The sequence below is a fragment of the Enterobacter sp. Cy-643 genome, from assembly GCF_011752815.1.
Classification (GTDB): Bacteria; Pseudomonadota; Gammaproteobacteria; order Enterobacterales; family Enterobacteriaceae; genus Cedecea.
Window position 1 is genome coordinate 426,370 of the sequence record NZ_VWWV01000001.1, and the last position, 26,173, is coordinate 452,542.

General features: G+C 56.9%; 23 protein-coding genes. 21 read left to right on the plus strand and 2 right to left on the minus strand.

Going from position 1 to position 26,173, the window contains the following annotated elements:
- Nucleotides 1-67 precede the first annotated feature (67 nt).
- The 11 genes from nuoC to nuoN all read left to right on the plus strand — a co-directional run bounded on the left by nuoC (nucleotide 68) and on the right by nuoN (nucleotide 13,966).
- Nucleotides 68-1,879 (plus strand): NADH-quinone oxidoreductase subunit C/D, encoded by a 1,812-nt coding sequence (nuoC, locus tag F3J29_RS02050; RefSeq protein ID WP_008459775.1) that lies wholly within the window; start codon nucleotides 68-70, stop codon nucleotides 1,877-1,879.
- Nucleotides 1,880-1,881: 2 nt separating this feature from the next.
- Nucleotides 1,882-2,382 (plus strand): NADH-quinone oxidoreductase subunit NuoE, encoded by a 501-nt coding sequence (gene nuoE / locus F3J29_RS02055; RefSeq protein WP_008459776.1) that lies wholly within the window; start codon nucleotides 1,882-1,884, stop codon nucleotides 2,380-2,382.
- Nucleotides 2,379-3,725, plus strand: coding sequence for an NADH-quinone oxidoreductase subunit NuoF (nuoF, locus tag F3J29_RS02060; protein WP_039305072.1), 1,347 nt, complete (start codon nucleotides 2,379-2,381; stop codon nucleotides 3,723-3,725). The genes nuoE and nuoF overlap by 4 nt, the downstream gene beginning before the upstream one ends.
- 166 nt (nucleotides 3,726-3,891) lie before the next feature.
- On the plus strand, nucleotides 3,892-6,615 hold the full coding sequence (gene nuoG, locus F3J29_RS02065) for an NADH-quinone oxidoreductase subunit NuoG (RefSeq protein WP_166862616.1): 2,724 nt from the start codon (nucleotides 3,892-3,894) through the stop codon (nucleotides 6,613-6,615).
- Nucleotides 6,612-7,589 carry an NADH-quinone oxidoreductase subunit NuoH gene (nuoH, locus tag F3J29_RS02070; protein WP_008459779.1) on the plus strand — a complete coding sequence of 326 codons (978 nt, stop codon included), beginning with the start codon at nucleotides 6,612-6,614 and terminating at the stop codon, nucleotides 7,587-7,589. Before nuoG ends, nuoH begins: the two co-directional genes overlap by 4 nt.
- 14 nt (nucleotides 7,590-7,603) lie before the next feature.
- On the plus strand, nucleotides 7,604-8,146 hold the full coding sequence (gene nuoI / locus F3J29_RS02075) for an NADH-quinone oxidoreductase subunit NuoI (protein WP_008459780.1): 543 nt from the start codon (nucleotides 7,604-7,606) through the stop codon (nucleotides 8,144-8,146).
- A gap of 10 nt (nucleotides 8,147-8,156) precedes the next feature.
- The gene (gene nuoJ, locus F3J29_RS02080) at nucleotides 8,157-8,714 is read left to right on the plus strand and encodes an NADH-quinone oxidoreductase subunit J (protein WP_008459782.1); all 558 of its coding nucleotides are present in this window, start codon (nucleotides 8,157-8,159) and stop codon (nucleotides 8,712-8,714) included.
- Nucleotides 8,711-9,013 (plus strand): NADH-quinone oxidoreductase subunit NuoK, encoded by a 303-nt coding sequence (gene nuoK, locus F3J29_RS02085; RefSeq protein WP_008459783.1) that lies wholly within the window; start codon nucleotides 8,711-8,713, stop codon nucleotides 9,011-9,013. The genes nuoJ and nuoK overlap by 4 nt, the downstream gene beginning before the upstream one ends.
- Nucleotides 9,010-10,851 carry an NADH-quinone oxidoreductase subunit L gene (gene nuoL, locus F3J29_RS02090; RefSeq protein WP_166862618.1) on the plus strand — a complete coding sequence of 614 codons (1,842 nt, stop codon included), beginning with the start codon at nucleotides 9,010-9,012 and terminating at the stop codon, nucleotides 10,849-10,851. Before nuoK ends, nuoL begins: the two co-directional genes overlap by 4 nt.
- Nucleotides 10,852-10,972: 121 nt before the next feature.
- On the plus strand, nucleotides 10,973-12,502 hold the full coding sequence (gene nuoM / locus F3J29_RS02095) for an NADH-quinone oxidoreductase subunit M (RefSeq protein ID WP_166862620.1): 1,530 nt from the start codon (nucleotides 10,973-10,975) through the stop codon (nucleotides 12,500-12,502).
- 6 nt (nucleotides 12,503-12,508) lie between these two features.
- Nucleotides 12,509-13,966 carry an NADH-quinone oxidoreductase subunit NuoN gene (gene nuoN / locus F3J29_RS02100; protein ID WP_166862622.1) on the plus strand — a complete coding sequence of 486 codons (1,458 nt, stop codon included), beginning with the start codon at nucleotides 12,509-12,511 and terminating at the stop codon, nucleotides 13,964-13,966.
- Nucleotides 13,967-14,021: 55 nt separating this feature from the next.
- Here the strand turns inward: nuoN and F3J29_RS02105 are convergent, their stop codons facing one another.
- The gene (locus F3J29_RS02105) at nucleotides 14,022-14,924 is read right to left on the minus strand and encodes a LysR family transcriptional regulator (protein WP_166862623.1); all 903 of its coding nucleotides are present in this window, start codon (nucleotides 14,922-14,924) and stop codon (nucleotides 14,022-14,024) included.
- 113 nt (nucleotides 14,925-15,037) lie between these two features.
- On the opposite strand from F3J29_RS02105, the gene F3J29_RS02110 reads away from it, so the two are divergent.
- The 9 genes from F3J29_RS02110 (at nucleotide 15,038) to menE (ending at nucleotide 23,865) form a co-directional block, all read left to right on the plus strand.
- On the plus strand, nucleotides 15,038-15,895 hold the full coding sequence (locus F3J29_RS02110; protein ID WP_166862624.1) for an NmrA family NAD(P)-binding protein: 858 nt from the start codon (nucleotides 15,038-15,040) through the stop codon (nucleotides 15,893-15,895).
- Nucleotides 15,896-15,931: 36 nt separating this feature from the next.
- Nucleotides 15,932-16,399, plus strand: a complete 468-nt coding sequence (locus F3J29_RS02115; protein WP_166862626.1) for a GNAT family N-acetyltransferase — start codon at nucleotides 15,932-15,934, stop codon at nucleotides 16,397-16,399.
- Between the two features lie 49 nt (nucleotides 16,400-16,448).
- Complete coding sequence (gene elaB, locus F3J29_RS02120) at nucleotides 16,449-16,745, plus strand: stress response protein ElaB (protein ID WP_166862628.1); 297 nt, start codon at nucleotides 16,449-16,451, stop codon at nucleotides 16,743-16,745.
- Between the two features lie 111 nt (nucleotides 16,746-16,856).
- Nucleotides 16,857-18,158 (plus strand): isochorismate synthase MenF, encoded by a 1,302-nt coding sequence (gene menF, locus F3J29_RS02125; RefSeq protein ID WP_166862630.1) that lies wholly within the window; start codon nucleotides 16,857-16,859, stop codon nucleotides 18,156-18,158.
- Between the two features lie 82 nt (nucleotides 18,159-18,240).
- Nucleotides 18,241-19,911, plus strand: a complete 1,671-nt coding sequence (menD, locus tag F3J29_RS02130) for a 2-succinyl-5-enolpyruvyl-6-hydroxy-3-cyclohexene-1-carboxylic-acid synthase (protein WP_166862632.1) — start codon at nucleotides 18,241-18,243, stop codon at nucleotides 19,909-19,911.
- A complete protein-coding gene (gene menH, locus F3J29_RS02135; protein WP_166862633.1) occupies nucleotides 19,908-20,681 on the plus strand; it encodes a 2-succinyl-6-hydroxy-2,4-cyclohexadiene-1-carboxylate synthase in 774 nt (257 codons plus the stop codon). Before menD ends, menH begins: the two co-directional genes overlap by 4 nt.
- Before the next feature lie 9 nt (nucleotides 20,682-20,690).
- A complete protein-coding gene (gene menB / locus F3J29_RS02140) occupies nucleotides 20,691-21,548 on the plus strand; it encodes a 1,4-dihydroxy-2-naphthoyl-CoA synthase (protein WP_166862635.1) in 858 nt (285 codons plus the stop codon).
- The gene (gene menC, locus F3J29_RS02145; protein WP_166864861.1) at nucleotides 21,548-22,513 is read left to right on the plus strand and encodes an o-succinylbenzoate synthase; all 966 of its coding nucleotides are present in this window, start codon (nucleotides 21,548-21,550) and stop codon (nucleotides 22,511-22,513) included. Before menB ends, menC begins: the two co-directional genes overlap by 1 nt.
- Nucleotides 22,510-23,865, plus strand: a complete 1,356-nt coding sequence (gene menE / locus F3J29_RS02150; protein WP_166862637.1) for an o-succinylbenzoate--CoA ligase — start codon at nucleotides 22,510-22,512, stop codon at nucleotides 23,863-23,865. Before menC ends, menE begins: the two co-directional genes overlap by 4 nt.
- A gap of 13 nt (nucleotides 23,866-23,878) precedes the next feature.
- Here menE and katA read toward each other — a convergent pair whose 3' ends face one another.
- Nucleotides 23,879-25,327 carry a catalase KatA gene (gene katA, locus F3J29_RS02155; RefSeq protein ID WP_166862638.1) on the minus strand — a complete coding sequence of 483 codons (1,449 nt, stop codon included), beginning with the start codon at nucleotides 25,325-25,327 and terminating at the stop codon, nucleotides 23,879-23,881.
- A gap of 259 nt (nucleotides 25,328-25,586) precedes the next feature.
- Between katA and F3J29_RS02160 the strand changes: the two genes are divergently transcribed.
- Entirely contained in the window at nucleotides 25,587-26,129 is a 543-nt protein-coding gene (locus F3J29_RS02160; RefSeq protein ID WP_008459823.1) for a YfaZ family outer membrane protein, read from the plus strand.
- The last annotated feature ends 44 nt before the right edge of the window (nucleotides 26,130-26,173 follow it).

The window sequence follows — 26,173 nt, forward strand, 5'->3', positions numbered from 1 at the left end:
AGCGTCTTTGTATATCAATAATATAAAAACAAAGACACTGAGCGCAGTCACCACAGAACCATTTGCAATGGTGAGAACTATGACCGATTTAACCGCGCAAGACGCCGCTATGCCAGCCTGGCAGACAAGGGATCACCTGGATGATCCGGTCATTGGCGAATTGCGTAACCGTTTTGGGCCGGATGCCTTTACCGTTCAGCCAACCCGCACCGGGGTGCCCGTCGTTTGGGTTAAGCGTGAACAGTTACTGGAAGTGGTCGATTTCCTTAAGAAATCACCAAAACCCTACGTGATGCTGTTCGACCTGCATGGCATGGATGAGCGTCTACGCACACACCGCAACGGTTTACCGGCTGCGGATTTTTCCGTTTTCTACCACCTGATTTCCATTGAACGCAATCGCGATATCATGCTCAAGGTGGCGCTGTCTGAAAACGATCTCAACCTGCCGACGCTGACCAAACTCTTCCCGAACGCCAACTGGTACGAGCGTGAAACATGGGAGATGTTTGGCATCACCTTTAACGGTCACCCGCACCTGACGCGCATCATGATGCCGCCGACCTGGGAAGGCCACCCGCTGCGTAAAGACTACCCGGCGCGCGCCACCGAATTCGATCCGTTTATCCTGACTAAACAGAAAGAAGATCTGGAAATGGAAGCGCTGACCTTCAAGCCTGAAGAGTGGGGCATGAAGCGCAGCAGCGAACATGAAGACTTCATGTTCCTGAACCTGGGGCCGAACCACCCCTCCGCGCACGGTGCTTTCCGTATCATCCTGCAGCTGGACGGCGAAGAGATCGTCGACTGCGTGCCGGATATCGGCTACCACCATCGTGGTGCTGAGAAGATGGGTGAGCGTCAGTCCTGGCACAGCTACATTCCGTATACCGACCGTATTGAGTACCTCGGCGGCTGCGTCAACGAAATGCCTTACGTGCTGGCGGTCGAAAAGCTGGCTGGCATTGTCGTGCCAGAGCGCGTTGAAGTTATCCGCGTTATGCTCTCTGAGCTGTTCCGTATCAATAGTCACCTGCTCTACATCTCCACCTTTATTCAGGACGTGGGCGCCATGACGCCGGTCTTCTTCGCGTTTACCGATCGTCAGAAAATCTACGATCTGGTGGAAGCGATTACCGGTTTCCGTATGCACCCGGCCTGGTTCCGTATCGGCGGCGTTGCACACGACCTGCCGAAGGGGTGGGAACGCCTGCTGAAGGAGTTCCTCGAGTGGATGCCGAAGCGTCTGGATTCTTATGAGAAAGCGGCGCTGCGCAACACCATTCTGAAAGGCCGTTCTCAGGGCGTTGCAGCCTATACCGCGAAAGAAGCGCTGGAGTGGGGAACCACCGGTGCGGGCCTGCGTGCCACCGGTATTGACTTCGACGTGCGTAAGGCTCGCCCTTATTCTGGCTACCAAAACTTCGACTTCGAAGTGCCGGTTGGCGGTGGCATCAGCGACTGCTACACCCGCGTTATGCTGAAAGTTGAAGAGCTGCGCCAGAGCCTACGCATTCTTGAGCAGTGCCTGAAAAATATGCCAGCCGGCCCGTTCAAAGCGGATCACCCGCTGACTACGCCGCCGCCGAAAGAGCGCACGCTGCAGCATATCGAAACCCTGATCACTCACTTCCTGCAGGTTTCCTGGGGTCCGGTTATGCCGGCCAACGAATCCTTCCAGATGATTGAGGCAACGAAAGGGATTAACAGTTACTACCTGACCAGTGACGCTAGCACCATGAGCTATCGTACCCGTATTCGTACCCCGAGCTTTGCGCACCTGCAGCAAATTCCGGCGGCGATCCGCGGCAGCCTGGTTTCTGACCTGATTGTCTATCTGGGTAGTATCGATTTTGTAATGTCTGATGTGGATCGCTAACTATGCACGATAACCAACAAAACCAGGCTGAGGCTTTTGAGCTGAGTGCGGCAGAGCGTGAGGCGATTGAGCACGAGAAACACCATTATGAAGATGCCCGTGCGGCCTCTATCGAAGCGCTGAAAATCGTTCAGAAACAGCGCGGCTGGGTGCCAGATGGCGCCATCTACGCGATTGCTGACGTGCTGGGTATCCCGGCGAGCGACGTAGAAGGTGTGGCCACGTTCTATAGCCAAATCTTCCGCCAACCGGTTGGCCGCCACGTGATTCGCTACTGCGACAGCGTGGTTTGCCATATCACTGGCTACCAGGGCATTCAGTCGGCTATCGAAGCCAAACTGAACATCAAGCCGGGCCAGACTACGTTTGACGGCCGCTTTACCCTGCTGCCAACCTGCTGCCTGGGGAACTGCGACAAGGGGCCGACCATGATGATTGATGAGGACACTCACAGCCATCTGACGCCGGAAGCCATCCCTGACTTGCTGGAGCAGTATAAATGAAGACGATTATTCGTACTGCCGAAACCCATCCGCTGACCTGGCGTCTGCGCGATGATAAACAGCCGGTCTGGCTTGACGAATACCGTAGCAAAAACGGCTATGAGGGCGCGCGTAAGGCGCTGACCGGCATGGCGCCAGATGAAATCGTGACTGCGGTAAAAGACGCTGGCCTGAAAGGGCGCGGCGGCGCGGGCTTTTCCACCGGTTTGAAGTGGAGTCTGATGCCGAAAGACGAATCCATGAACATCCGTTACCTGCTGTGTAACGCCGATGAAATGGAGCCGGGTACCTATAAAGACCGCTTGCTGATGGAGCAGCTGCCGCACCTGCTGGTGGAAGGCATGCTGATTTCTGCTTTTGCGCTGAAAGCTTACCGTGGCTATATCTTCCTGCGCGGTGAGTACATTGAAGCGGCAGACCACCTGCGCCGCGCGATCGCCGAAGCCACCGAAGCGGGCCTGCTGGGCAAGAATATCCTGGGCTCAGGGTTTGATTTCGAACTGTTCGTGCACACCGGTGCCGGGCGTTATATCTGCGGGGAAGAAACTGCGCTGATTAACTCCCTGGAAGGCCGCCGCGCGAACCCACGTTCTAAGCCACCGTTCCCTGCATCAAGCGGCGTTTGGGGTAAACCGACCTGTGTAAACAACGTCGAAACCCTGTGTAACGTCCCGGCGATTCTGGCTAACGGCGTTGAGTGGTATCAGGGCATCGGCGGCGGCATGAGTAAAGATGCCGGCACCAAGCTGATGGGTTTCTCTGGCCGCGTGAAAAACCCTGGCGTCTGGGAACTGCCGTTTGGCACAACCGCCCGTGAGATCCTTGAAGAATACGCCGGCGGCATGCGCGATGGCCTGAAGTTTAAAGCCTGGCAGCCGGGCGGGGCGGGGACCGACTTCCTGACGGAAGCACACCTCGATCTGCCGATGGAGTTTGAAAGTATTGGTAAAGCAGGCAGCCGTCTCGGTACGGCGCTGGCAATGGCGGTTGACCATGAAATAGGTATGGTGCCGCTGGTGCGTAACCTGGAAGAGTTCTTTGCCCGTGAATCCTGTGGCTGGTGTACACCGTGCCGCGATGGTCTGCCGTGGAGCGTAAAAATCCTGCGTGCGCTTGAGCGTGGCGAAGGACAGCCGGGGGATATCGAAACCCTTGAGCAGCTTTGCCGCCATCTGGGTCCAGGTAAAACCTTCTGTGCCCACGCGCCGGGTGCCGTTGAGCCATTGCAGAGTGCGATTAAATATTTCCGCGACGAATTCGAAGCAGGCATTGCCAAACAGGATTACGGAAATCTGCGTGCCATTAATGGTATTCAGCCGAACCTGTTAAAAACGCGCTGGTGATAGACAACGTTTCATCCTCACTCTAACCCTCTCTCTGAGAGAGGGGATAGACCGGTGATTTTTCCCCTCTCGTGGGGATAGCGCCGGGGTGAGGGCGAAGGTGGTTCGCACAAGAATTTTTGATTAACGCCTGAAGTTATTCAGGCCAACTGGAAGCATGCTGACTATGGCTACGATTCATGTAGACGGCAAAGAATACGAGGTCAACGGAGCAGACAACTTGCTGGAAGCTTGTCTCTCTCTCGGTCTTGATATTCCTTATTTTTGCTGGCATCCGGCGCTGGGCAGCGTCGGTGCTTGCCGCCAGTGTGCGGTGAAGCAATATCAGAACGCGGAAGATACTCGCGGTCGCCTGGTGATGTCCTGTATGACACCGGCCTCCGACGGGACCTTCATCTCTATTGATGATGGCGAAGCGAAACAGTTCCGTGAAAGCGTTGTGGAATGGTTGATGACTAACCACCCACACGACTGTCCGGTCTGTGAAGAGGGCGGCAACTGCCACCTGCAGGATATGACCGTGATGACCGGTCATAGCTTCCGTCGCTACCGCTTTACCAAGCGTACTCACCGCAATCAGGATCTCGGTCCGTTCATCTCTCATGAAATGAACCGCTGTATCGCCTGCTACCGCTGCGTGCGTTACTACAAAGACTATGCAGACGGTAAAGATCTGGGCGTTTACGGCGCACACGACAACGTCTACTTCGGTCGTCCGGAAGACGGCACGCTGGAAAGCGAGTTCTCCGGTAACCTGGTAGAAATTTGCCCGACCGGCGTATTTACCGACAAAACGCATTCCGAACGCTACAACCGTAAGTGGGACATGCAGTTTGCGCCGAGCATCTGCCAGCAGTGCTCGCTGGGCTGTAACACCAGCCCAGGTGAACGTTACGGTGAACTGCGTCGCATTGAAAACCGCTACAACGGTACCGTGAACCACTACTTCCTTTGCGACCGTGGTCGTTTTGGTTACGGCTATGTGAACCTGAAAGACCGTCCGCGGCAGCCCATTCAGCGCCGTGGTGATGACCTCATTACCCTGAACGCCGAACAGGCAATGCAGGGTGCGGCGGATATCCTGCGTCAGTCGAAGAAAGTGATCGGCATCGGTTCTCCGCGCGCGAGCGTGGAAAGCAACTTTGCTCTGCGCGAGCTGGTTGGGGCTGAAAACTTCTACACCGGTATTGCAGCAGGTGAGCAGGCTCGTCTGCAGTTGATGCTGAAAGTGCTGCGTGACAGCGGCATTCACACGCCTGCGCTGCGTGAAATCGAATCTTACGATGCGGTGCTAATTCTGGGTGAAGATGTGACCCAGACCGGCGCACGTGCCGCTCTGGCTATCCGTCAGGCGGTAAAAGGGAAGGCGCGTGAAATGGCGGCGGCTCAGAAAGTGGCTGACTGGCAGATCGCCGCCATCCTGAACATCGGCCAGAACGCCAAGCATCCGCTGTTTGTCACCAACGTAGACAGCACCCGTCTGGACGATATCGCCGCATGGACTTACCGTGCGCCGGTTGAAGATCAGGCGCGTCTTGGTTTCGCGATTGCCAATGCGCTGGACAGCAATTCCCCGGCGGTTGAACTGGATCGTGACCTGAAAAACAAAGTGGACGTTATCGTGCAGGCGCTGGCCGGTGCGAAGAAACCCCTGATTGTTTCCGGAACGAACGCCGGTAGCGAAGCAGTGATTCAGGCCGCGGCCAACGTGGCTAAAGCGCTGAAAGGCCGCGGTGCAGATGTTGGCGTAACCATGATTGCCCGTGCGGTTAACAGCGTTGGCCTCGGCATGATTGGCGGCGGCTCTCTGGACGATGCTCTGAGCGAACTGGAAAGCGGCGCTGCCGATGCGGTAGTGGTGCTGGAAAATGACCTCCATCGCCATGCTTCCGCAGCCCGAGTAGATGCGGCGCTGAGCAAAGCCCCTCTGGTGATGGTTATTGACCATCAGCGTACGGCCATCATGGATAAAGCGCACCTTGTGCTTTCCGCCGCAAGTTTTGCAGAAAGCGATGGGACGGTGATAAACAACGAAGGCCGCGCCCAGCGCTTCTTCCAGGTTTATGACCCGGCTTACTACGACACCAGCGTGACAATGTTCGAAAGCTGGCGCTGGCTGCACTCGCTGCACAGCACCGTGCAGAGTCGTGACGTTGACTGGACGCAGCTGGACCATGTGATTGACGCCTGCGTGAAGGTATTGCCTCAACTGGCCGGTATTAAAGATGCCGCGCCGGATGCTTCCTTCCGTATCAAAGGCCAGAAGCTGTCCCGTTCTCCTATCCGTTCGAGCGGACGCACCGCCATGCGCGCCAATATCAGCGTGCACGAACCGCGTCAGCCGCAGGATAAAGACACGATGTTTGCCTTCTCTATGGAAGGGAACAACAGCCCGCTGGCCGACCGTCAGCAGATTCCGTTTGCCTGGGCTCCAGGCTGGAACTCCCCGCAGGCATGGAACAAATTCCAGGCTGAAGTGGGCGGTCATCTGCGCCACGGCGATCCGGGCGTGCGCCTGATCGAAGCCTCTGAAACGGGTCTGGAGTACTTCACCTCGGTACCGGACACCTTCCACGCGGAAGAGGGCAAATGGCGTATCGCGCCGTATTATCACCTGTTTGGTAGCGACGAGATGTCCCAGCGTTCTCCGGTGTTCCAGAAGCGTATGGTTGAGCCTTATATCAAGCTGAACCCGGCCGATGCCGCGAAGCTTGGTATAAACGCCGGGAGCCTGGTCTCCTTCAGCTACGAAGGCCAGACGCTAAGTCTGCCTCTCCAGCTGTCCGAAGGTCTGGTTGCAGGGCAGGTTGGTCTGCCGATGGGGATGCCGGGGATTGCGCCAGTGCTTGCCGGTGCTCGTCTTGAAAATCTGCAGGAGGCTGCGCAATGAGCTGGCTGACACCGGAAGTTATCGACATTCTGCTGAGCATCCTCAAAGCGGTTGTCATTCTGCTGGTCGTGGTGACCTGTGGCGCATTCATGAGCTTCGGCGAACGCCGTCTGCTCGGTCTGTTCCAGAACCGCTACGGACCGAACCGCGTAGGCTGGGGTGGTTCACTCCAGCTGGTTGCGGACATGATCAAGATGTTCTTTAAAGAGGACTGGATCCCTAAGTTCTCTGACCGCGTGATCTTTACGCTTGCGCCGATGATCGCGTTCACCTCGCTGCTGCTGGCCTTTGCTATTGTGCCGGTCAGCCCAAGCTGGGTGGTTGCGGATCTGAACATCGGGATCCTGTTCTTCCTGATGCTGGCGGGCCTGGCGGTGTACGCCGTACTGTTCGCTGGCTGGTCCAGTAACAACAAATACTCCCTGCTGGGTGCGATGCGCGCTTCCGCGCAGACCCTGAGCTATGAAGTGTTCCTGGGGCTTTCCCTGATGGGCGTGGTGGCGCAGGCCGGTTCCTTTAATATGGCCGACATCGTCAACAACCAGGCACATCTGTGGAATATCATCCCGCAGTTCTTCGGCTTCGTGACCTTCGCGATTGCCGGCGTTGCGGTTTGCCACCGTCACCCGTTTGACCAACCGGAAGCCGAGCAGGAACTGGCCGATGGTTATCACATCGAATATTCCGGCATGAAGTTCGGTCTGTTCTTCGTCGGGGAATACATCGGCATCGTCACCGTTTCTGCACTGATCGTGACGCTGTTCTTTGGTGGCTGGCATGGCCCGTGGTTACCGCCGTTCATCTGGTTCGCGCTGAAAACCGCGTTCTTCATGATGATGTTCATTTTGATTCGCGCCGCACTGCCTCGTCCACGTTATGACCAGGTGATGTCCTTCGGCTGGAAAGTTTGCCTGCCGCTGACGCTTATCAACTTGCTGGTGACCGCCGCGGTCATTCTTTACCAGGCACCATAAGGGGTGAAAAAACCATGACATTGAAAGAGTTAGTGGTTGGTTTCGGCACCCAGGTACGCAGTATCTGGATGATCGGCATGCACGCTTTCGCCAAGCGCGAAACCCGCATGTATCCGGAAGAACCAGTGTATCTGCCGCCGCGCTACCGTGGCCGTATCGTGCTGACGCGCGACCCGGACGGTGAAGAGCGCTGCGTTGCCTGTAACCTGTGTGCGGTAGCCTGCCCGGTAGGCTGTATTTCACTGCAGAAAGCCGAGATGAAAGACGGCCGTTGGTATCCGGAGTTCTTCCGCATCAACTTTTCCCGCTGCATCTTCTGCGGCCTGTGTGAAGAAGCCTGCCCAACCACCGCGATTCAGCTTACCCCGGACTTCGAGCTGGGTGAGTACAAGCGCCAGGATCTGGTGTACGAGAAAGAGGATCTGCTGATCTCCGGTCCGGGCAAATACCCGGAATATAACTTCTACCGGATGGCAGGTATGGCAATCGACGGCAAAGATAAGGGCGAAGCGGAAAACGAAGCCAAGCCTATCGACGTCAAAGGCCTGTTACCTTAAGGAGTCAGGAATGGAATTCGCTTTTTATATCTGCGCCATTGTGGCCGTCCTGACAACCCTTCGGACGATCACTCACACCAATCCGGTGCACGCGCTGCTGTACCTGATCATCTCGCTGCTGGCGATCTCCGGGGTGTTTTTCTCCCTCGGGGCTTACTTCGCCGGTGCACTGGAGATCATCGTGTATGCCGGGGCTATCATGGTGCTGTTCGTCTTCGTGGTGATGATGCTCAACCTCGGTAACGCGGTTCAGCAACAGGAGCGCGAGTGGCTGAAGCCGCAGCTGTGGATCGGGCCAGGCGTCCTGTCTGCCGTTCTGCTGGTGGTACTGATTTACGCAATCCGCACCGTTAACGACCAGGGTATTGATGGCACGTCCATCGATGCGAAGCAGGTCGGTATCGCGCTGTTCGGGCCTTACGTACTGGCGGTGGAGCTGGCCTCCATGCTGCTGCTGGCGGGCCTGGTCGTTGCGTTCCACCTGGGTCGTGAAGACCGTGCCGGTGAGGTGCTGAGCAATCGCCCTGCTGACATGGCCGTGAGAAGAAAAACGGAGGAGAACGTATGATCCCGCTGCAACATGGACTGATCCTCGCCGCCATTCTGTTCGTGCTGGGTCTTACCGGGCTGGTCATCCGCCGCAACCTGCTGTTCATGCTGATCAGCCTGGAAGTGATGATTAACGCCGCCGCGCTGGCCTTCGTGGTTGCCGGCAGCTACTGGGGCCAGGCTGACGGTCAGGTGATGTATATACTCGCGATAAGCTTAGCTGCTGCCGAAGCCAGTATTGGCCTCGCGCTGTTACTGCAGCTCCATCGTCGTCGCCAGAATCTGAATATCGATTCAGTAAGTGAGATGCGTGGATGAACCTTCTCTGGTTAACCATTGTTCTGCCATTGATTGGCTTTTTACTGTTGGCATTCTCCCGCGGTCGCTGGTCAGAAAACCTGTCCGCAACCATCGGAATGGGCTCTGTAGGTCTGGCGGCGGTTGTCACCGCCATTGCCGGGGTTGATTTCTTTAACAACGGACAGCAGGCGTTCACTCAGCCGCTGTGGACCTGGATGGCGGTCGGTGACTTTAACATCGGCTTCAACCTGGTGCTGGACGGCCTGTCCCTGACCATGCTTTCCGTGGTCACCGGCGTCGGCTTCCTGATCCACATGTTCGCTTCCTGGTACATGCGCGGTGAAGAAGGGTATTCCCGCTTCTTCGCTTACACCAACCTGTTCATCGCCAGCATGGTGGTTTTGGTTCTTGCCGACAACCTGCTGCTAATGTACCTCGGCTGGGAAGGCGTGGGCCTCTGTTCTTACCTGCTGATCGGTTTCTACTACACCGATCCGAAGAACAACGCGGCGGCAATGAAAGCGTTCGTGGTCACCCGCGTTGGGGACGTGTTCCTGGCCTTCGGCCTGTTCATCCTCTACAACGAGCTGGGCACGCTGAACTTCCGCGAAATGGTCGAGCTGGCACCGCAGCACTTCGCTGCTGGTAACCAGATGCTGACCTGGGCAACCCTGATGCTGCTGGGCGGTGCGGTCGGTAAATCTGCACAGCTTCCGCTGCAAACATGGCTTGCGGATGCGATGGCGGGTCCAACCCCTGTTTCCGCTCTGATTCACGCGGCCACCATGGTTACCGCGGGCGTTTATCTGATTGCCCGTACCCATGGTCTGTTCCTGATGACCCCGGAAATTCTGCATTTGGTGGGTATCGTGGGTGCGGTTACGCTGGTGCTGGCAGGCTTTGCCGCGCTGGTTCAGACCGACATCAAGCGCGTACTCGCTTACTCCACCATGAGCCAGATTGGCTACATGTTCCTGGCGCTGGGCGTACAGGCGTGGGATGCGGCAATCTTCCACCTGATGACCCACGCGTTCTTTAAAGCGCTGCTGTTCCTGTCATCCGGCTCGGTGATTCTGGCGTGCCACCACGAACAAAACATCTTCAAGATGGGTGGTCTGCGTAAGTCGATTCCGCTGGTGTATGTCTGCTTCCTGGTTGGCGGCGCGGCGCTGTCCGCTCTGCCGCTGATTACCGCAGGCTTCTTCAGTAAAGATGAAATTCTTGCCGGTGCGATGGCGAACGGCCACATCAACCTGATGGTTGCGGGCCTGGTTGGGGCGTTCATGACCTCGCTCTATACCTTCCGCATGATTTTCATTACGTTCCACGGTGAAGAAAAAATTCACGCTCACGCAGGGAAGGGGATTACCCACCACCTGCCGCTGGTTGTGCTGCTGGTGCTGTCCACCTTCGTTGGCGCAATGATTGTGCCACCGCTGCGCGGCGTACTGCCGGAAACCACTGAACTTGCGCACGGCAGCGTGCTGACCCTGGAGATTATCTCTGGCGTCGTCGCCATTGCCGGTATCCTGATTGCCGCCTTCCTGTGGCTGGGCAAACGTACTCTGGTGACGTCGCTTGCGAACAGCGCACCGGGACGTTTCTTCGGTACATGGTGGTTCAATGCCTGGGGCTTCGACTGGCTGTATGACATGATTTTCGTCAAGCCGTTCCTTGGTATTGCGTGGCTGCTGCGTCGTGACCCGCTGAATGCGCTGATGAACATTCCGGCAATTCTCTCCCGCTTCGCTGGCCGCGGCCTGCTGGTGAGCGAGAACGGTTACCTGCGCTGGTATGTTGCATCCATGAGCATCGGTGCCGTTGTGGTTCTCGGCCTGCTGCTGATTCTGCGTTAACAGGATTTCTTCCATCCCCCCTCTCTCTGAGGAGAGAGGGTCGGAGCGAGGTTTAAGCCTCCTCTGGCGCTGGGAAGTGAGCGATGTTTAAGAATTATTTTGACTTAGGGACTCAAACGCCATGCTATTACCCTGGCTAATACTAATCCCCTTTATCGGCGGCTTCTTCTGCTGGCAGACCGAACGCTTCGGCGTGAAAGTGCCTCGCTGGATTGCGCTGATCACCATGGGGCTGACACTGGCACTGTCTCTGCAATTGTGGTTGCAGGGTGGCTATTCTCTGACGCAGTCGACGGATTTTCCGCAGTGGCAGTCAGAGTACATTCTGAAATGGATCCCACGTTTTGGCATTGATATTCACCTGGCGCTCGACGGTCTGTCGCTGCTGATGGTGGTGCTGACCGGCCTGCTTGGCGTGCTGGCGGTGCTCTGTTCCTGGAATGAAATCGAAAAATATCAGGGCTTCTTCCACCTCAACCTGATGTGGATCCTCGGCGGCGTTATCGGCGTGTTCCTTGCCATCGACATGTTCCTGTTCTTCTTCTTCTGGGAAATGATGCTGGTGCCGATGTACTTCCTGATTGCGCTGTGGGGCCACAAAGCCTCCGACGGGAAGACGCGTATTACCGCCGCGACCAAGTTCTTCATCTATACCCAGGCGAGTGGCCTGGTAATGCTGATAGCTATCCTTGGTCTGGTGTTTGTGCACTACAATGCGACCGGCGTGTGGACCTTTAACTATGCACTGCTGCTGAAAACGCCGATGTCCCACGGCGTACAATGGCTGCTGATGCTGGGCTTCTTTATCGCCTTTGCGGTAAAAATGCCGGTGGTTCCTCTTCACGGCTGGCTGCCGGATGCACACTCCCAGGCACCAACGGCGGGTTCCGTTGACCTCGCGGGTATCTTGCTGAAAACTGCGGCCTACGGCCTGCTGCGTTTCTCTCTGCCGCTGTTCCCTGAAGCATCTGCTGAATTTGCACCAATCGCCATGTGGTTGGGTGTCATCGGCATCTTCTACGGCGCGTGGATGGCCTTTGCCCAGACCGACATTAAACGCCTGATAGCTTACACCTCCGTTTCCCACATGGGCTTCGTGCTGATTGCTATCTACACCGGCAACCAGCTGGCTTATCAGGGTGCGGTGATTCAGATGATCGCGCACGGTCTGTCAGCAGCGGGTATGTTCATCATCTGCGGTCAGCTTTACGAGCGTCTGCACACGCGTGACATGCGCATGATGGGCGGCCTGTGGAACAAAATTAAATGGCTGCCGGGTCTGTCGATGTTCTTCGCTGTTGCCACGCTGGGTATGCCAGGTACCGGTAACTTCGTCGGTGAATTCATGATCCTGTTCGGCAGCTTCCACGTTGTGCCGGTCATTACCGTGATTTCAACCTTCGGTCTGGTCTTTGCCTCTGTTTACTCTCTGGCGATGCTGCACCGCGCGTACTTCGGAAAAGCTAAGAGCGAAATCAGCGATAAACAGCTGCCGGGCATGTCCATGCGCGAGTTCTTTATCATTCTGTTGCTGGTGGTGCTGTTAGTTCTGCTGGGCTTCTTCCCGCAGCCGATTCTGGATACTTCGCATTCTGCGATGAGCAATATTCAGCAGTGGTTTACCAGTTCACTTTCTACTACAAGGCCGTAATTCGCCATGACAATAACTCCTCAACATTTGATCGCGCTGCTACCGCTGTTGATCGTCGGATTGACGGTGGTGGTTGTGATGCTCTCCATTGCGTGGCGACGCGACCATTTTCTGAATGCGACGCTGTCGGTTATCGGCCTTAACGCCGCGCTGATTTCACTGTGGTTTGTCGGTCAGGCAGGGGCGATGGATGTCACCCCGCTGATGCGCGTTGACGGTTACGCCATGCTCTACACCGGGCTGGTACTGCTGGCGAGCCTGGCAACCTGTACTTTTGCTTACCCGTGGCTGCAGGGCTACACCGACAACCGCGAAGAGTTCTATCTGCTGGTCCTGATTGCTGCCCTGGGCGGTATTCTGCTGGCGAATGCGAACCACCTCGCGGCGCTGTTCCTCGGCATTGAGCTGATTTCTCTGCCGCTGTTCGGCCTGGTCGGCTACGCCTTCCGTCAGAAGCGTTCCCTGGAAGCGAGCATCAAGTACACCATTCTGTCAGCGGCGGCATCGTCCTTCCTGCTGTTCGGTATGGCGCTGATTTACGCCGATTCCGGTAGCCTGTCGTTTGTCAGCCTCGGTAAGAGCCTGGCGGACAACATGCTGCACGAACCTCTGCTGCTGGCTGGCCTGGGTCTGATGATCGTCGGCCTCGGCTTTAAGCTTTCTCTGGTGCCGTTCCACCTGTGGACTCCAGACGTATACCAGGGCGCGCCTGCGCCGGTTTCCACCTTCCTGGCAACCGCCAGCAAAATCGCCATTTTTGGCGTGGTGATGCGTCTGTTCCTCTATGCGCCAGTGGGCAACAGCGAAGCGGTTCGCGTTGTGCTGGGGATTATCGCCTTCGCGTCAATCCTGTTCGGTAACCTGATGGCGCTGAACCAGTCCAACATCAAGCGTCTGCTGGGCTATTCTTCCATTGCGCACCTTGGTTACCTGCTGGTGGCGCTGATTGCGCTGCAAACCGGTAACATGTCTATGGAAGCGGTAGGGGTTTATCTGGCCGCTTACCTGTTCAGCAGCCTCGGCGCGTTTGGTGTGGTTAGCCTGATGTCCAGCCCGTACCGTGGCCCGGATGCCGACTCGCTGTTCTCCTACCGCGGTTTGTTCTGGCACAAGCCGGTGCTTTCTGCGGTGATGACCGTGATGATGCTTTCCCTGGCGGGTATCCCAATGACCCTGGGCTTCATCGGCAAGTTCTACATCATTGCCGTGGGCGTTCAGGCTCACCTGTGGTGGCTGACCGGCGCAGTAGTGCTGGGCAGCGCCATCGGCCTGTACTACTACCTGCGCGTGACCGTGAGCCTGTACCTGAGCGCGCCTCAGCAGCTTAACCGCGACACCCCATCTAACTGGGCGTTGACCGCGGGCGGCGTGGTGGTGCTGATCTCCTCCCTGCTGGTGCTGCTGCTCGGTATTTATCCGCAGCCGCTTATCAGCCTGGTGCAGTTAGCGCAGCCGCTGATGTAATCGGGTTTACAAAACCGTTCAAAAACCGCCACCTGTTGGCGGTTTTTTTATGGGTTCAGGTTTTGGCCAGCTCAAGAATAAACTCAAGAAAACAGCGGGTGCGGGCGGCAGGATTAATCCGCGAGGGGTAATACGCGTAAAGCGGGAACCGTTCATCCGGCCAGTCGGGAAATAAATCCACCAACAGTCCCTGCTTCACGAGGTCGTCAGAGCCAAACGTCATCATCTGGGCAATAGCGTGTCCGCTCAGGCAAGCTTCATGCAAAGTACGGGCGTCGTTCAGCGTCAGGCGGCCGCTGACCGGGACTTTGATCGCTTCTCCTTTACGATGAAACTCCCATTCAAACGGCCTGCCGGTTTCCGGATCGCGGAAATGAATACAGGTATGTCCCAGCAGCGCCTGCGGTGTTTCAGGCCTGCCGTGTCGCGCCAGATAGGCGGGGGTGGCGACCGTCATGATGCGGGTTTCCAGCAGCTTGCGTGCCACCAGCGTGCTGTTGCGCGGCACGCCAAAGCGAATAGCGAGATCGAACCCGTCGCCAATCATATCCCCCAGCCGGTCGCTGGTGACCAAATCCAGCTCGAGATCGGGATAGCGGGACATAAATGTGTCCAGTTGCGGGCCCAGAATGAGGCTGGAAAAGAACGGATCGATGTTGACCCTGAGCCTGCCGGTAATCGCTTTAGTGGAGCGCGAGGCGGTGCTGGTCACATCTTCCAGCGCGGCCAGCAGCGGCAGGATCTGACGATAAAACGCTTTGCCTTCTCCGGTTAACGACACCGCGCGGGTGGTACGGTCGAAAAGGCGGATACCGAGACGCTTTTCCAGGCGGGCAATCGCCCGGCTGACCCCCGGCGGTGACATATTGATCACCTCCGCGGCGGCGGCAAACGTGCCGCTTTCTACCACGGCGGTAAACACGGACAAGCCGTCGAATGTCCGATCGTTGAAAATCATATTAGTGCCCTGCAGTCATCAGTGAATTGTCTATGGTGCTATCGATACAACATAGCTGCATCCGCATAATGCCGTCCACACCCTGTCGTGGGCTCTCAAACTGGAGAAACATTATGTTCGCAATTACAGGTATTACCGGACAAGTTGGCGGCGCACTGGCCAATGCATTGCTTGCTCAAGGACATGAGATTCGGGCCATCGTACGCTCAGAAGCTAAAGGGCAACCCTGGGCACAGCGGGGCGCTGACACTGCGCTGGCAGAAATGCACGATGGCGAAGCGCTGGCAAAGGCCTTCAGCGGGGCTGAAGCGGTCTTTATCCTGCTGCCGCCGGTGTTCGATCCTTCCGGCGATTTTGCTGAGCCGCGTGCAAATATTGCGGCCATTAGAAACGCCCTGCTGGCTGCGCGTCCGCAGCACGTGGTCTGTCTTTCCACCATTGGGGCGCAGGCAACGCAGCCAAACCTGCTGAATGCCCTGGGGTTGATGGAGAAAGAGCTCTCGGATGTTTGTGATTCCGTCGTGTTCCTTCGCGCGGGCTGGTTTATGGAGAACTTCCTCTGGGATATGGAAAGTGCCAAAGAGACCGGGACTATCTACAGCCATTTGCAGCCGCTGGAGCGTGTTATCCCGATGATTGCGACGGTCGATATCGGCCAGCTTGCCGCCGAATTATTGACTCAGCCAGCATCAGGAACCCGCATTGTGGAGCTGGAAGGGCCGCAGCGTTACAGTCCGCAGCTGGCAGCCGAAGCGTTCGCTCAGGTTCTGGAGCAGCCGGTAACGGCAAAAGCCGTGCCGCGTGAAAACTGGGAAGCAGACTTCCTTGCTCAGGGCATGAAAAACCCGCTCCCACGCATGCAAATGCTGGACGGCTTTAACGAAGGCTGGATTGATTTCACCGGTGACACGGTGAAAGGTGCCACGCCTCTGGAAACTGTGCTAAAACAGTTGCTTGAGCGTCGCCGCTAACCCGCGGGTGGCGCCTGAATCAAAAGGAGTTTTTCAATGCTTAACTGGCAGGATTTACACCATTCTGAACTGAGCGCCACCGATCTCTATGCTCTTTTGGCCCTGCGCTGCGAAGTCTTCATCGTTGAGCAGCGCTGTGCCTATCTGGATGTTGATGGTGAGGACTTGGTGGGAGAGAACCGCCATATCCTCGGCTGGCGGGATGGCAAATTGATTGCCTATGCCCGCATTCTTAAGCGTGACAACGCGCTGGAGCCGGTGGTCATTGGTCGGGTTATTGTTGATGCGTCGGTGCGCGGTGAAAAGCTTGGACAACAGCTAATGACCCAGGCGCTTGCCGCCTGCCAGCGCCAGTGGCCTGACCGTGCAATTTACCTGGGCGCTCAGGCGCATTTGCAGGCGTTTTATGCCCGGCTCGGCTTTCACCCGGTAACCGAAGTGTATGACGAAGATGGTATCCCGCATGTCGGGATGGCCAACAGCCCGGCGGGCGAAACCTGTTGATGTTGTCTATAGTTAGCGGACGAGAAATTTTTTAACACGGAGAACAGTGATGCAACCGTATGAATCTCGTCTCGATGATGACCTGGCACTTTTAAGTGACACCCTTGAAGAAGTACTTCGCGCCTCCGGCGATCCGGCTGACCAGAAGTACCTTGAGCTAAAGGAAAAAGCCGAGCAGGCGCTGAATGAAGTCAAAGCGCGCATCAGCCAGGCTTCCGACACTTATTATTACCGCACTAAAAAAGCGGTTTACCGTGCCGATGATTACGTGCATGAAAAGCCCTGGCAGGGTATTGGCATCGGGGCTGCGGTCGGGCTGGTGATTGGGCTTTTGCTCCGCCGATAATCTTGACCGCGGCTGCAAATGGCAAATAAAGAATCTTACCCCCTGGGTAGGATTTTTTTTTGTGCGAACGACCACGTATAATCAGGGGTTTTTACGGAGCATGAGGTAAACGTGAATTCAGTGGCCGTCGCGCTGCAGCAAATGCAGCAGGAATTAGCAGGGGAATTTGCGGATGAACCGGGCCTTCAACGCCTGTGTGTGCCGGTCACGCTGAGTGACGCGTCCGATCCTCTTGCCTGGCTCACTGCCCAGACACAGTATCCCCAATTTTACTGGCAGCAGCGCAACGGTAACGAAGAAGTTGCCGCGCTGGGCGCGTTACTGAGTTTTTCCGCACTGGAAGATGCCCAGGCTTTTTTGCAGTCTCACCCGGAACAACCTTTTCTGCGCGTCTGGGGATTAAATGCTTTCGATCCGTCCCACGGTTTTCTGTTTCTCTCGCGCCTGGAATGGCGGCGCGTAGGCGGGGAGGCATTTCTTTGGCTGCATCTGTACAGCAAAACCTCCCTTAAGCAGGATGCGTTGGCGGCGGCCGCGTTTATTGGGCAGCTTCTGCCGGCGAAACTTCTCCCGCAGTTAAATCTCAAATGCCTCGGTGAAACCCATTTGCCGGAGCAGACCGAATGGCACCGCCTGGTCGATCGGGTGGTCAGCGCCATCAGCCAGAAAGCACTGGATAAAGTCGTGCTCGCCCGGGCCACCGATCTGGCGTTTTCTTCCCCGGTTTCCGCCGCAGGGTTTATGGCCGCCAGCCGCCGGGTGAACCTGAACTGCTACCATTTCCTGATGGCGTTTGATGCGAAAAACGCCTTTCTTGGCTCCAGCCCGGAACGCCTGTGGCGAAGAATCGACGATGCGCTGCGAACTGAAGCCCTGGCCGGCACGGTGGCTAATCACCCGGACGATGCTCAGGCCGCTAAACTGGGTCAGTGGCTGCTAAAAGATGACAAAAACCAGCGCGAAAATATGCTGGTGGTAGAAGACATTTGCCAGCGCCTGCAGGCTGCGGTCGGCGCGCTGGATGTACTGCCGCCGCAGGTGATGCGGCTGCGCAAAGTGCAGCATTTGCGGCGCTGCATCTGGACACAGCTCAAGCGTCAGGATGATGCACTTTGCCTTAAACAGCTGCAGCCTACCGCCGCCGTGGCGGGATTACCCCGTGAGCTGGCTCGGGGATTTATTGCCGTGAACGAGCCTTTTGAGCGTGAATGGTACGCAGGTTCGGCGGGTTATCTGTCCCGTCATCAAACGGAGTTTTGTGTGGCGCTGCGCTCGGCAAAAGTGAGCCATACCGGCGTTCGTCTTTATGCCGGGGCGGGCATTGTCGCCGGCTCGGTTGCCGCAGAAGAGTGGCAGGAAATTGAAAATAAAGCGGCCGGTTTGAAGACGTTGCTGATCGGCAGTGGTAATTGAATAAGCTATTCACGACGCAAATCAATTTAACTCTTGCCATAGTATTTATAATCGAAAGTCGAAATTGACTGCGGACAATATTATGTCGATAAGCTCATTTAACCGCCGTTGGGCGGGCGTCATACTCGAAGCATTGACCCGACATGGGGTGCGGCATGTGTGTATCGCGCCAGGCTCCCGCTCTACGCCGCTGACGCTCAGCGCGGCGGAAAACCGCAGTTTCATTTGCCATACTCATTTTGATGAACGCGGCCTGGGCCATCTGGCGCTTGGGCTGGCGAAGGCCAGCGGTGAGCCGGTGGCGATCATTGTGACCTCCGGCACCGCGGTGGCCAATCTCTATCCTGCGGTGATAGAAGCCGGCTTGACCGGTGAAAAGCTCATTTTACTGACGGCAGACCGACCGCCCGAACTTATCGACTGTGGCGCAAATCAGGCTGTACGCCAGCCGGGGCTGTTTAGCTCTCATCCTTCCGCCGCACTTAACCTGCCTCGTCCAACGCACGATATTCCCGCCAGTTGGCTGGTGTCTGCGGTTGACAGCGCCGTCGGCCAGCTTAACGGAGGCGCTCTGCATATCAATTGCCCCTTTGCCGAGCCGCTCTACGGTGCGCCAGATGACACGGGCCTTGACTGGCAAAACCAGCTCGACGGCTGGTGGGAAGGCAACGCTCCCTGGCTGCGTGAAGTCTACGAAAATGCAGTACCGAAGCAAAGAGACTGGTTCTTCTGGCGGCAAAAACGCGGCGTGGTGGTCGCCGGGCGGCTTTCTGCCAGCGAAGGTGAGCAGGTCGCGGCCTGGGCGCAAATGCTCGGCTGGCCGCTTATCGGCGACGTGCTTTCACAGACCGGACAGCCGCTGCCGTGTGCAGACCTGTGGCTGAGTAATAGCCAGGCCGTGACCTGTCTTGAGCAGGCGCAAATTGTTATCCAGTTTGGCGGCAGTTTGACCGGAAAACGGGTACTTCAGTGGCAGGCCGCGTGCAGGCCGGAAGAGTACTGGCTGGTGGATAAACAGCCCGGGCGTCTTGATCCTGCCAACCACCGTGGCCGCCGTCTGATCGCCAGCGTCGAAGCCTGGCTGGAAAAGCATCCGGCAGAAAAACGGCTGCCCTGGGCCGAAGCGCTAACGTCTCTGGCCTGGCAGACGCTGGAAAAAGTTGAGCAAGGAACCCGCGAATTTGGTGAGGCGCAGGTTGCCCAACGCCTGCCGCGGCTGCTACCGGAAGGCGGTCAGCTGTTTGTTGGCAACAGTTTAATTGTGCGTTTGATCGATGCTTTTGCCCAGCTTCCCGTGGGGTATCCAGTGTACAGCAATCGCGGTGCGAGCGGCATTGATGGCCTGCTGTCTACCGCCGCGGGCGTTCAGCGGGCAACGGCGCGCTCCACGCTGGCGATAGTCGGCGATATTTCGGCACTTTATGACCTTAATGCTCTGGCGCTGCTGCGCCACGCCTCGGCGCCGTTTGTGCTGCTGGTGGTTAATAATAACGGCGGCCAGATCTTCTCGCTTTTGCCTACGCCTGCCGAAGAACGCGAGCGTTTTTACTGTATGCCGCAAAACGTGAACTTCTCCCACGCGGCCGCCATGTTTGAATTGGGCTATCAGAATCCTGAAAACTGGCAGGCGCTTGAAGAGGCCGTTCGTCGGGCCTGGTTGCGCCCCGGCGCGACGGTGATTGAAATTAGCGTGCCGGAAACCGCCGGCGCTCAGACCCTGCAGCATTTACTGGCCCAGGTTAGCCAGGCATGATCCTTCATGCCGTGCCGTATTCGGGCCGCCGTTCCACTCTGCCGCACATAGTCTGGCTGCACGGTTTTCTTGGTAGCCATCATGAGTGGCAGGCGCTTAAGCCGCACTTTTCCGACTGGCCGCAGCTATACCTGGATCTGCCCGGCCACGGCGGTTCCGCCGGTCTTGACGTGCAGAGTTTTGCCGAGGTTGATAGCGCGTTACGAAACACCCTCAAACATCACGGTATAAATCACTATTGGCTCGTGGGCTACTCCCTGGGCGGGCGCATCGCGATTTATCACGCCAGTCAGGCTGAGTCGAAAGGGCTGCGTGGCCTGGTGGTAGAAGGCGGTCATCCTGGCCTGGCAAATGTGGCCGAGCGCGAGGCGAGAGCGCTGAACGATGCCCGATGGGCGCAGCGTTTGATGCACGAAGATTTCCAGGCCGTGTTGAACGCCTGGTATCGGCAGCCTGTGTTCCATTCTCTTAGCTGTGAGCAGCGCGCGGACTTAGTTACCCTGCGTGCGCAAAACAATCCCAGGGCGCTAGCCCGGATGCTGGAAGCAACGTCGCTTGCCCGACAGCCTGATTTACGTGAAATGCTCGGCCAGCTTGCCGTGCCGTTCCATTTTATTTGCGGTGAGCGAGATGAAAAGTTTCGCGCCGTTGCCGCCGGGCTGAACTGCGCCCAGACTCTGATTTCGGGGGCCGGACACAACGCCCACCGTGAAGCTCCCGCCGCGTTCAGTTCCGCTCTGCTAACCCTCTTTCGTTCCTATGACCTGTAAGGATCTTTCATGATTTATCCTGATGAACAAATGCTTTACGCCCCGATTGAATGGCTGGATTGCTCCGAAGGTTACACCGATATTCGCTACCACAAATCCAGCGACGGTATCGCCAAAATCACCATCAACCGCCCGGAAGTGCGTAATGCGTTTCGTCCGCTGACCGTTAAAGAGATGATCGACGCCCTGGCCGATGCACGCTATGACGACAATATCGGCACTATTATTCTGACCGGCGAGGGGGAAAAAGCCTTCTGTGCGGGCGGTGACCAAAAAGTGCGCGGTGACTACGGCGGCTATCAGGATGCCAGCGGCGTGCACCATCTGAACGTGCTCGATTTTCAGCGCCAAATTCGCACCTGCCCTAAGCCAGTTGTGGCGATGGTGGCGGGTTTCTCCATCGGCGGTGGCCATGTGCTGCATATGATGTGTGACCTGACCATCGCGGCGGAAAACGCCGTGTTTGGCCAGACTGGCCCAAAAGTCGGTTCTTTCGACGGCGGCTGGGGCGCTTCCTACATGGCGCGTATTGTCGGCCAGAAAAAAGCGCGCGAGATTTGGTTCCTGTGCCGCCAGTATGACGCGAAAGAAGCGCTGGACATGGGCCTGGTGAATACCGTTGTCCCGATTGCCGATCTGGAAAAAGAGACCGTGCGCTGGTGCCGTGAAATGCTGCAGAACAGCCCGATGGCGCTACGCTGCCTGAAAGCGGCGCTGAATGCCGACTGCGACGGCCAGGCCGGGTTACAGGAACTGGCGGGGAACGCCACGATGCTGTTCTACATGACCGAAGAAGGCCAGGAAGGGCGCAACGCGTTTAACCAGAAGCGCCAGCCGGACTTCAGCAAATTTAAACGGAATCCATGATGCGCAGCGCGGCGCTGTGGCGCTTTCAAATCCCGATGGAGGCTGGCGTAGTGCTTCGCGACCAGCGTCTCAAGTTTAGAGAGGGGCTGCTGGTGCGCCTGACCCTGGGCGAGCGCAGCGGATGGGGCGAAATTTCCCCTCTGCCGGGCTTTAGCCGGGAAACCCTCGCGGAGGCTCAGGCGCAGGTCGAGCGCTGGCTTGAACGGTGGGTGGCAGATGAATCGACGCCGTTACCCGGGATGCCTTCGGTGGCCTTTGGCTTAAGCTGTGCGCTGTCAGAAGCAGAAGATAGCCTGCTGCAGGCCGCTGACTACCGCGCCGCGCCGCTGTGCACTGGCGATCCGGACGAGCTGATTCTTACGCTGGCCAAAATGCCGGGCGAAAAAATTGCGAAGGTGAAAGTGGGGCTGTACGAAGCGGTTCGCGACGGCATGGTGGTTAATTTATTGCTTGAAGCCGTGCCTGAACTTCGCCTGCGTCTCGATGCTAACCGCAGCTGGACGCCGCTCAAAGCGCAGCAGTTCGCCAAATACGTCAATCCGGATTACCGTTCGCGCATCGACTTTATTGAAGAACCGTGCAAAACCCGCGAGCAGTCCCGTGCTTTTAGCCTGGAAACGGGAATTGCCATTGCCTGGGACGAAAGCCTGCGGGAGGCTGATTTTACTTTCACCGCTGAGCCGGGCGTTTCGGCAGTGGTTATCAAACCGACGCTTACCGGTAGCCTGGATAAAGTGCGTGAGCAGGTTGCGGCGGCACATCGTCTGGGGCTGAAAGCGGTGATTGGCTCCTCCATTGAGTCCAGCCTCGGTTTGACTCAACTGGCCCGCATCGCCGCCTGGCTCACGCCGGGAACCCTGCCTGGGCTGGATACTTTGTCCCTGATGCAGTCTCAGCTTGAGCGCAGCTGGCCCGGCAGTCCTCTGCCGTGTGTTAGCGCAGACAGGCTCGAGCGTATTCGATGACCTTTACAGACTGGCCGTGGCGTCACTGGGCCGATGTCCGTGGTACGAGTGTTGCGCTCCGCCTCGACGATGAGCTCTTAACCTGGCAAACCCTGTGCCAGCGCGTGGATGCGCTGGCGGGAGGCTTTCGCCAGCAGGGTGTCAAAGAAGGTGACGGCGTTGCGCTCAAAGCGAAAAATGGCCCGCAAACGCTGCTCGCCTGGCTGGCGTTATGGCAATGCGGGGCGCGTATTCTGCCGCTAAATCCTCAGCTGCCTGATAGCTTGCTGGCGCAGCTCTTACCATCGATGACGCTTCGCTATGGCATTATCTTGACCGACAGCCAGTCTCTGCCGGATGTGACGCCACTGTCGCTGGTCAGGGCGCCTGCCTGGTGTGAAACCTGGCAGCCATCGCGTTTAGCCTCTATGACGCTAACGTCTGGTTCAACCGGGTTACCCAAAGCGGCGGTGCATACATTCTCTGCCCATCTTGCCAGCGCGGCTGGCGTACTGACGATGATGCATTACGGGCCAGGCGATAGCTGGCTTTTGTCTTTACCGCTGTTCCATGTGTCCGGGCAGGGGATCCTCTGGCGCTGGCTGTATGCAGGGGGCCAGCTGGCGATCTCGACCGCGCAATCGATAAACGAGGCGCTGCGTGGATGCAGTCACGCTTCCTTAGTGCCAACTCAGCTTTGGCGGCTGCTCGAAAAAGAGGAGCCTCTGGCGCTGCGGGAAGTGCTCCTTGGCGGGGCTGCAATTCCGGTTGAATTAACCCGGCAGGCAGAAGCGCGAGGAGTGCGCTGCTGGTGCGGCTATGGCCTCACCGAACTGGCTTCTACGGTTTGTGCGAAACGCGCTGACGGTCAGCCTGATGTGGGTGCACCGCTGCCGGGCCGGAAGGTGAGAGTTGTCGATGAAGAAGTGTGGATCCAGGCGGACAGCCTGGCCAGCGGCTACTGGCGTGACGGGCAGATTATTCCTCTGGTGAATGAGCAGGGCTGGTTTGCTACCCGCGATCGGGGCGTTTTGCATTCAGGCCGCCTGACGATTGTCGGACGTCTTGATAACCAGTTCTTCAGCGGTGGAGAGGGCATCCAGCCGGAAGAGGTGGAGCGGGTCATTGCCGCGCATCCAGCGGTTCAGCAGGTGTTTGTGGTGCCGGTGGACGACGCTGAGTTTGGACAGCGGCCGGTCGCCGTGGTTGAGATAAGTGCCGGGTGTGAGTTTAATGATATTGCGGTCTGGCTTGACGGAAAACTGCCTCGTTTTCAGCAACCCGTGCGCTGGTTAACCCTGCCACAGGCGCTAAAACAGGGCGGGATTAAAATCTCCCGCCGTAAATTAATGGAATGGGCAGCAGGGGCATAACCCCCGCAAGTTATTACTTATTGTTCTTCAGTGCCTGAAGTGCGTTCGCCACTCCTGCACCGTATTCAGGATGTACCTGGCTGAACAGGCAAATCTGACGGTTCTGAATGTTTTCCGGGACGTCTTTCATCTCACCCGCAATGCGCGCAAACATACGATGATGCTCTTCATCGCTTAGCAGGTTATACAGCGCGCGCGGCTGGCTAAAGTAGTCGCTGTCTTCCCGATGGTTCCAGTGGTCTGCCGCGCCTTCCAGGCTCAGCGGTGGCTCGCTGAAATCTGGCTGTTCCTGGAAAACGTTAAAGCTGTTTGGCTCGTAAGTCGCGCCATTGCCGCTGTTGCCATCTACACGCATCGACCCATCGCGGTGGTAGTTATGGAACGGGCATTTTGGCGCATTCACCGGGATTTGATGGTGGTTCACGCCCAGGCGGTAGCGGTGTGCGTCGCCGTAGGAGAACAGGCGACCCTGAAGCATGCGATCCGGTGAGAAGCCAATACCTGGCACAACGTTGGCCGGGGACATCGCCACCTGTTCCACGTCAGAGAAGTAGTTTTCCGGGTTGCGATTCAGTTCCAGCACGCCCACTTCCATTAATGGATAGTCGCCGTGTGGCCAGACTTTCGTCAGGTCAAACGGGTTATACGGCGTTTTTGACGCTTCGGCTTCCGGCATAATTTGCACGAACAGCGTCCAGCGTGGGAAATCACCGGCCTCAATGGATTCATACAGATCGCGCTGGGCGCTTTCACGGTCTGCGGCAATCAGGCGGCTGGCTTCATCATCCATCAGGTTCTCAATGCCCTGCTGGGATTTGAGGTGGAACTTCACCCAGAAACGCTGATTGTCGCTATTGATAAAGCTGAAGGTATGGCTGCCAAAACCGTGTATGTGGCGATAAGAGCGCGGTAAGCCACGGTCGCTGAAATCAATGGTTAACTGGTGAAGGGCTTCCGGCAGGTGCGAGAAGAAATCCCATTTATACGTTGGGTTGCGCAGGTTGGTGCGCGGATCGCGTTTAACAACGTGGTTCAGGTCAGGGAATTTCAGCGGGTCACGGAGATAGAACACCGGCGTGTTGTTGCCCACCAGGTCCCAGTTGCCTTCCTCGGTATAGAATTTCATGGAAAAGCCGCGAATATCTCGTTCGGCGTCAGCCGCGCCGCGTTCACCGGCAACGGTGGAGAAACGCAGGAAAAGCTCAGTTTTTTTGCCGACTTCTGAGAATAATTTTGCCCGAGTGTAGCGGGTGATATCGTGGGTTACGGTAAAATGACCAAACGCGCCGGAGCCTTTCGCGTGCATACGGCGCTCAGGGATCACTTCGCGGTCGAAGTGGGCGAGTTTTTCAAGGAACCAGACGTCCTGAAGCAGCATCGGGCCGCGCGGACCTGCGGTAGCAACGTTGTTATTATTCGCAACGGGAGCACCTGCGCCGGTTGTTAATCCTTTCTTGCTCATTTATGCCTCCTTGGTAGCCAGGTTTCACAGTAAAAAAGTGTTTAATTAAATCCTCTTTTTTACTGTGCTTATTATTCACCTGCTCAATGTGTCATTGGGTGCTACCCGGCTGCATTGATCTTGTCACACAAAAAGGCGTCTTTTCATTTTCTTACAATCAAGGAAATATTGGCATTTTCCAGCGCGTTAATAAGATAATGCACAACGCCATCCAATGGCATTTTTAAGGGCAGCCCTTTTCTTTTTCAGGAACCAAGGAATGAATAAATTACTTTTAGCCGGCGGCGCGGGTTTGCTGCTGGTTTCTGCAGGTGCCAGTGCAATTGGCGTGAGTGCTGAAGTCGGTAAGGAATACACTAATCTCGGCGTGGGTTTTGGCACCGAAAGCAGCGGCATTGCGGTAACCGGTAACTATGCCCATAACGACGACAATGGTGATACCGTGGGCCTGGGCCTCGGTTTTAATATTCCTCTGGGGCCGATGATGGCAACCGTAGGCGGTCGGGGCGTTTATCTGCACGCAAAAGATCGCAAAGAAGGTTATGCGCTTGCGGCGGGTGGCGGTTTGAGATGGCCAATCACTTCTGACATTGCCATTTTTGGCGATTACTACTATTCGCCGGACTCTCTCTCCAGCAGCGTGAAGGACTACAAAGAGGCTAGCGCCGGTGCAAGCTGGAACTTTATGCGTCCATTCTCGGCGCAGGTTGGTTACCGCTATATTAGCCTCGGTGGCAAAGACGGCGACCGGACTGACACCGTTGCCGACGGCCCGTATGTGGGCGTGAGCGCCAGTTTCTAATTCTTCAACGCGGCTTTTAGCCGCGCTGAAGTTGCTGACAAAGA

Coding starts and splice junctions, on each gene's coding strand:
- nuoL (WP_166862618.1), top strand. CDS start 9,010: ATGAACCTTCTCTGGTTAACCATTGTTCTGCCATTGATTGGCTTTTTA.
- elaB (WP_166862628.1), top strand. CDS start 16,449: ATGCAACCGTATGAATCTCGTCTCGATGATGACCTGGCACTTTTAAGT.
- menH (WP_166862633.1), top strand. CDS start 19,908: ATGATCCTTCATGCCGTGCCGTATTCGGGCCGCCGTTCCACTCTGCCG.
- nuoF (WP_039305072.1), top strand. CDS start 2,379: ATGAAGACGATTATTCGTACTGCCGAAACCCATCCGCTGACCTGGCGT.
- nuoM (WP_166862620.1), top strand. CDS start 10,973: ATGCTATTACCCTGGCTAATACTAATCCCCTTTATCGGCGGCTTCTTC.
- F3J29_RS02115 (WP_166862626.1), top strand. CDS start 15,932: ATGCTTAACTGGCAGGATTTACACCATTCTGAACTGAGCGCCACCGAT.
- katA (WP_166862638.1), bottom strand. CDS start 25,327: ATGAGCAAGAAAGGATTAACAACCGGCGCAGGTGCTCCCGTTGCGAAT.
- nuoK (WP_008459783.1), top strand. CDS start 8,711: ATGATCCCGCTGCAACATGGACTGATCCTCGCCGCCATTCTGTTCGTG.
- nuoC (WP_008459775.1), top strand. CDS start 68: ATGGTGAGAACTATGACCGATTTAACCGCGCAAGACGCCGCTATGCCA.
- nuoI (WP_008459780.1), top strand. CDS start 7,604: ATGACATTGAAAGAGTTAGTGGTTGGTTTCGGCACCCAGGTACGCAGT.
- menD (WP_166862632.1), top strand. CDS start 18,241: ATGTCGATAAGCTCATTTAACCGCCGTTGGGCGGGCGTCATACTCGAA.
- menB (WP_166862635.1), top strand. CDS start 20,691: ATGATTTATCCTGATGAACAAATGCTTTACGCCCCGATTGAATGGCTG.
- nuoH (WP_008459779.1), top strand. CDS start 6,612: ATGAGCTGGCTGACACCGGAAGTTATCGACATTCTGCTGAGCATCCTC.
- nuoE (WP_008459776.1), top strand. CDS start 1,882: ATGCACGATAACCAACAAAACCAGGCTGAGGCTTTTGAGCTGAGTGCG.
- F3J29_RS02160 (WP_008459823.1), top strand. CDS start 25,587: ATGAATAAATTACTTTTAGCCGGCGGCGCGGGTTTGCTGCTGGTTTCT.
- nuoJ (WP_008459782.1), top strand. CDS start 8,157: ATGGAATTCGCTTTTTATATCTGCGCCATTGTGGCCGTCCTGACAACC.
- nuoN (WP_166862622.1), top strand. CDS start 12,509: ATGACAATAACTCCTCAACATTTGATCGCGCTGCTACCGCTGTTGATC.
- F3J29_RS02105 (WP_166862623.1), bottom strand. CDS start 14,924: ATGATTTTCAACGATCGGACATTCGACGGCTTGTCCGTGTTTACCGCC.
- menE (WP_166862637.1), top strand. CDS start 22,510: ATGACCTTTACAGACTGGCCGTGGCGTCACTGGGCCGATGTCCGTGGT.
- nuoG (WP_166862616.1), top strand. CDS start 3,892: ATGGCTACGATTCATGTAGACGGCAAAGAATACGAGGTCAACGGAGCA.
- menC (WP_166864861.1), top strand. CDS start 21,548: ATGCGCAGCGCGGCGCTGTGGCGCTTTCAAATCCCGATGGAGGCTGGC.
- F3J29_RS02110 (WP_166862624.1), top strand. CDS start 15,038: ATGTTCGCAATTACAGGTATTACCGGACAAGTTGGCGGCGCACTGGCC.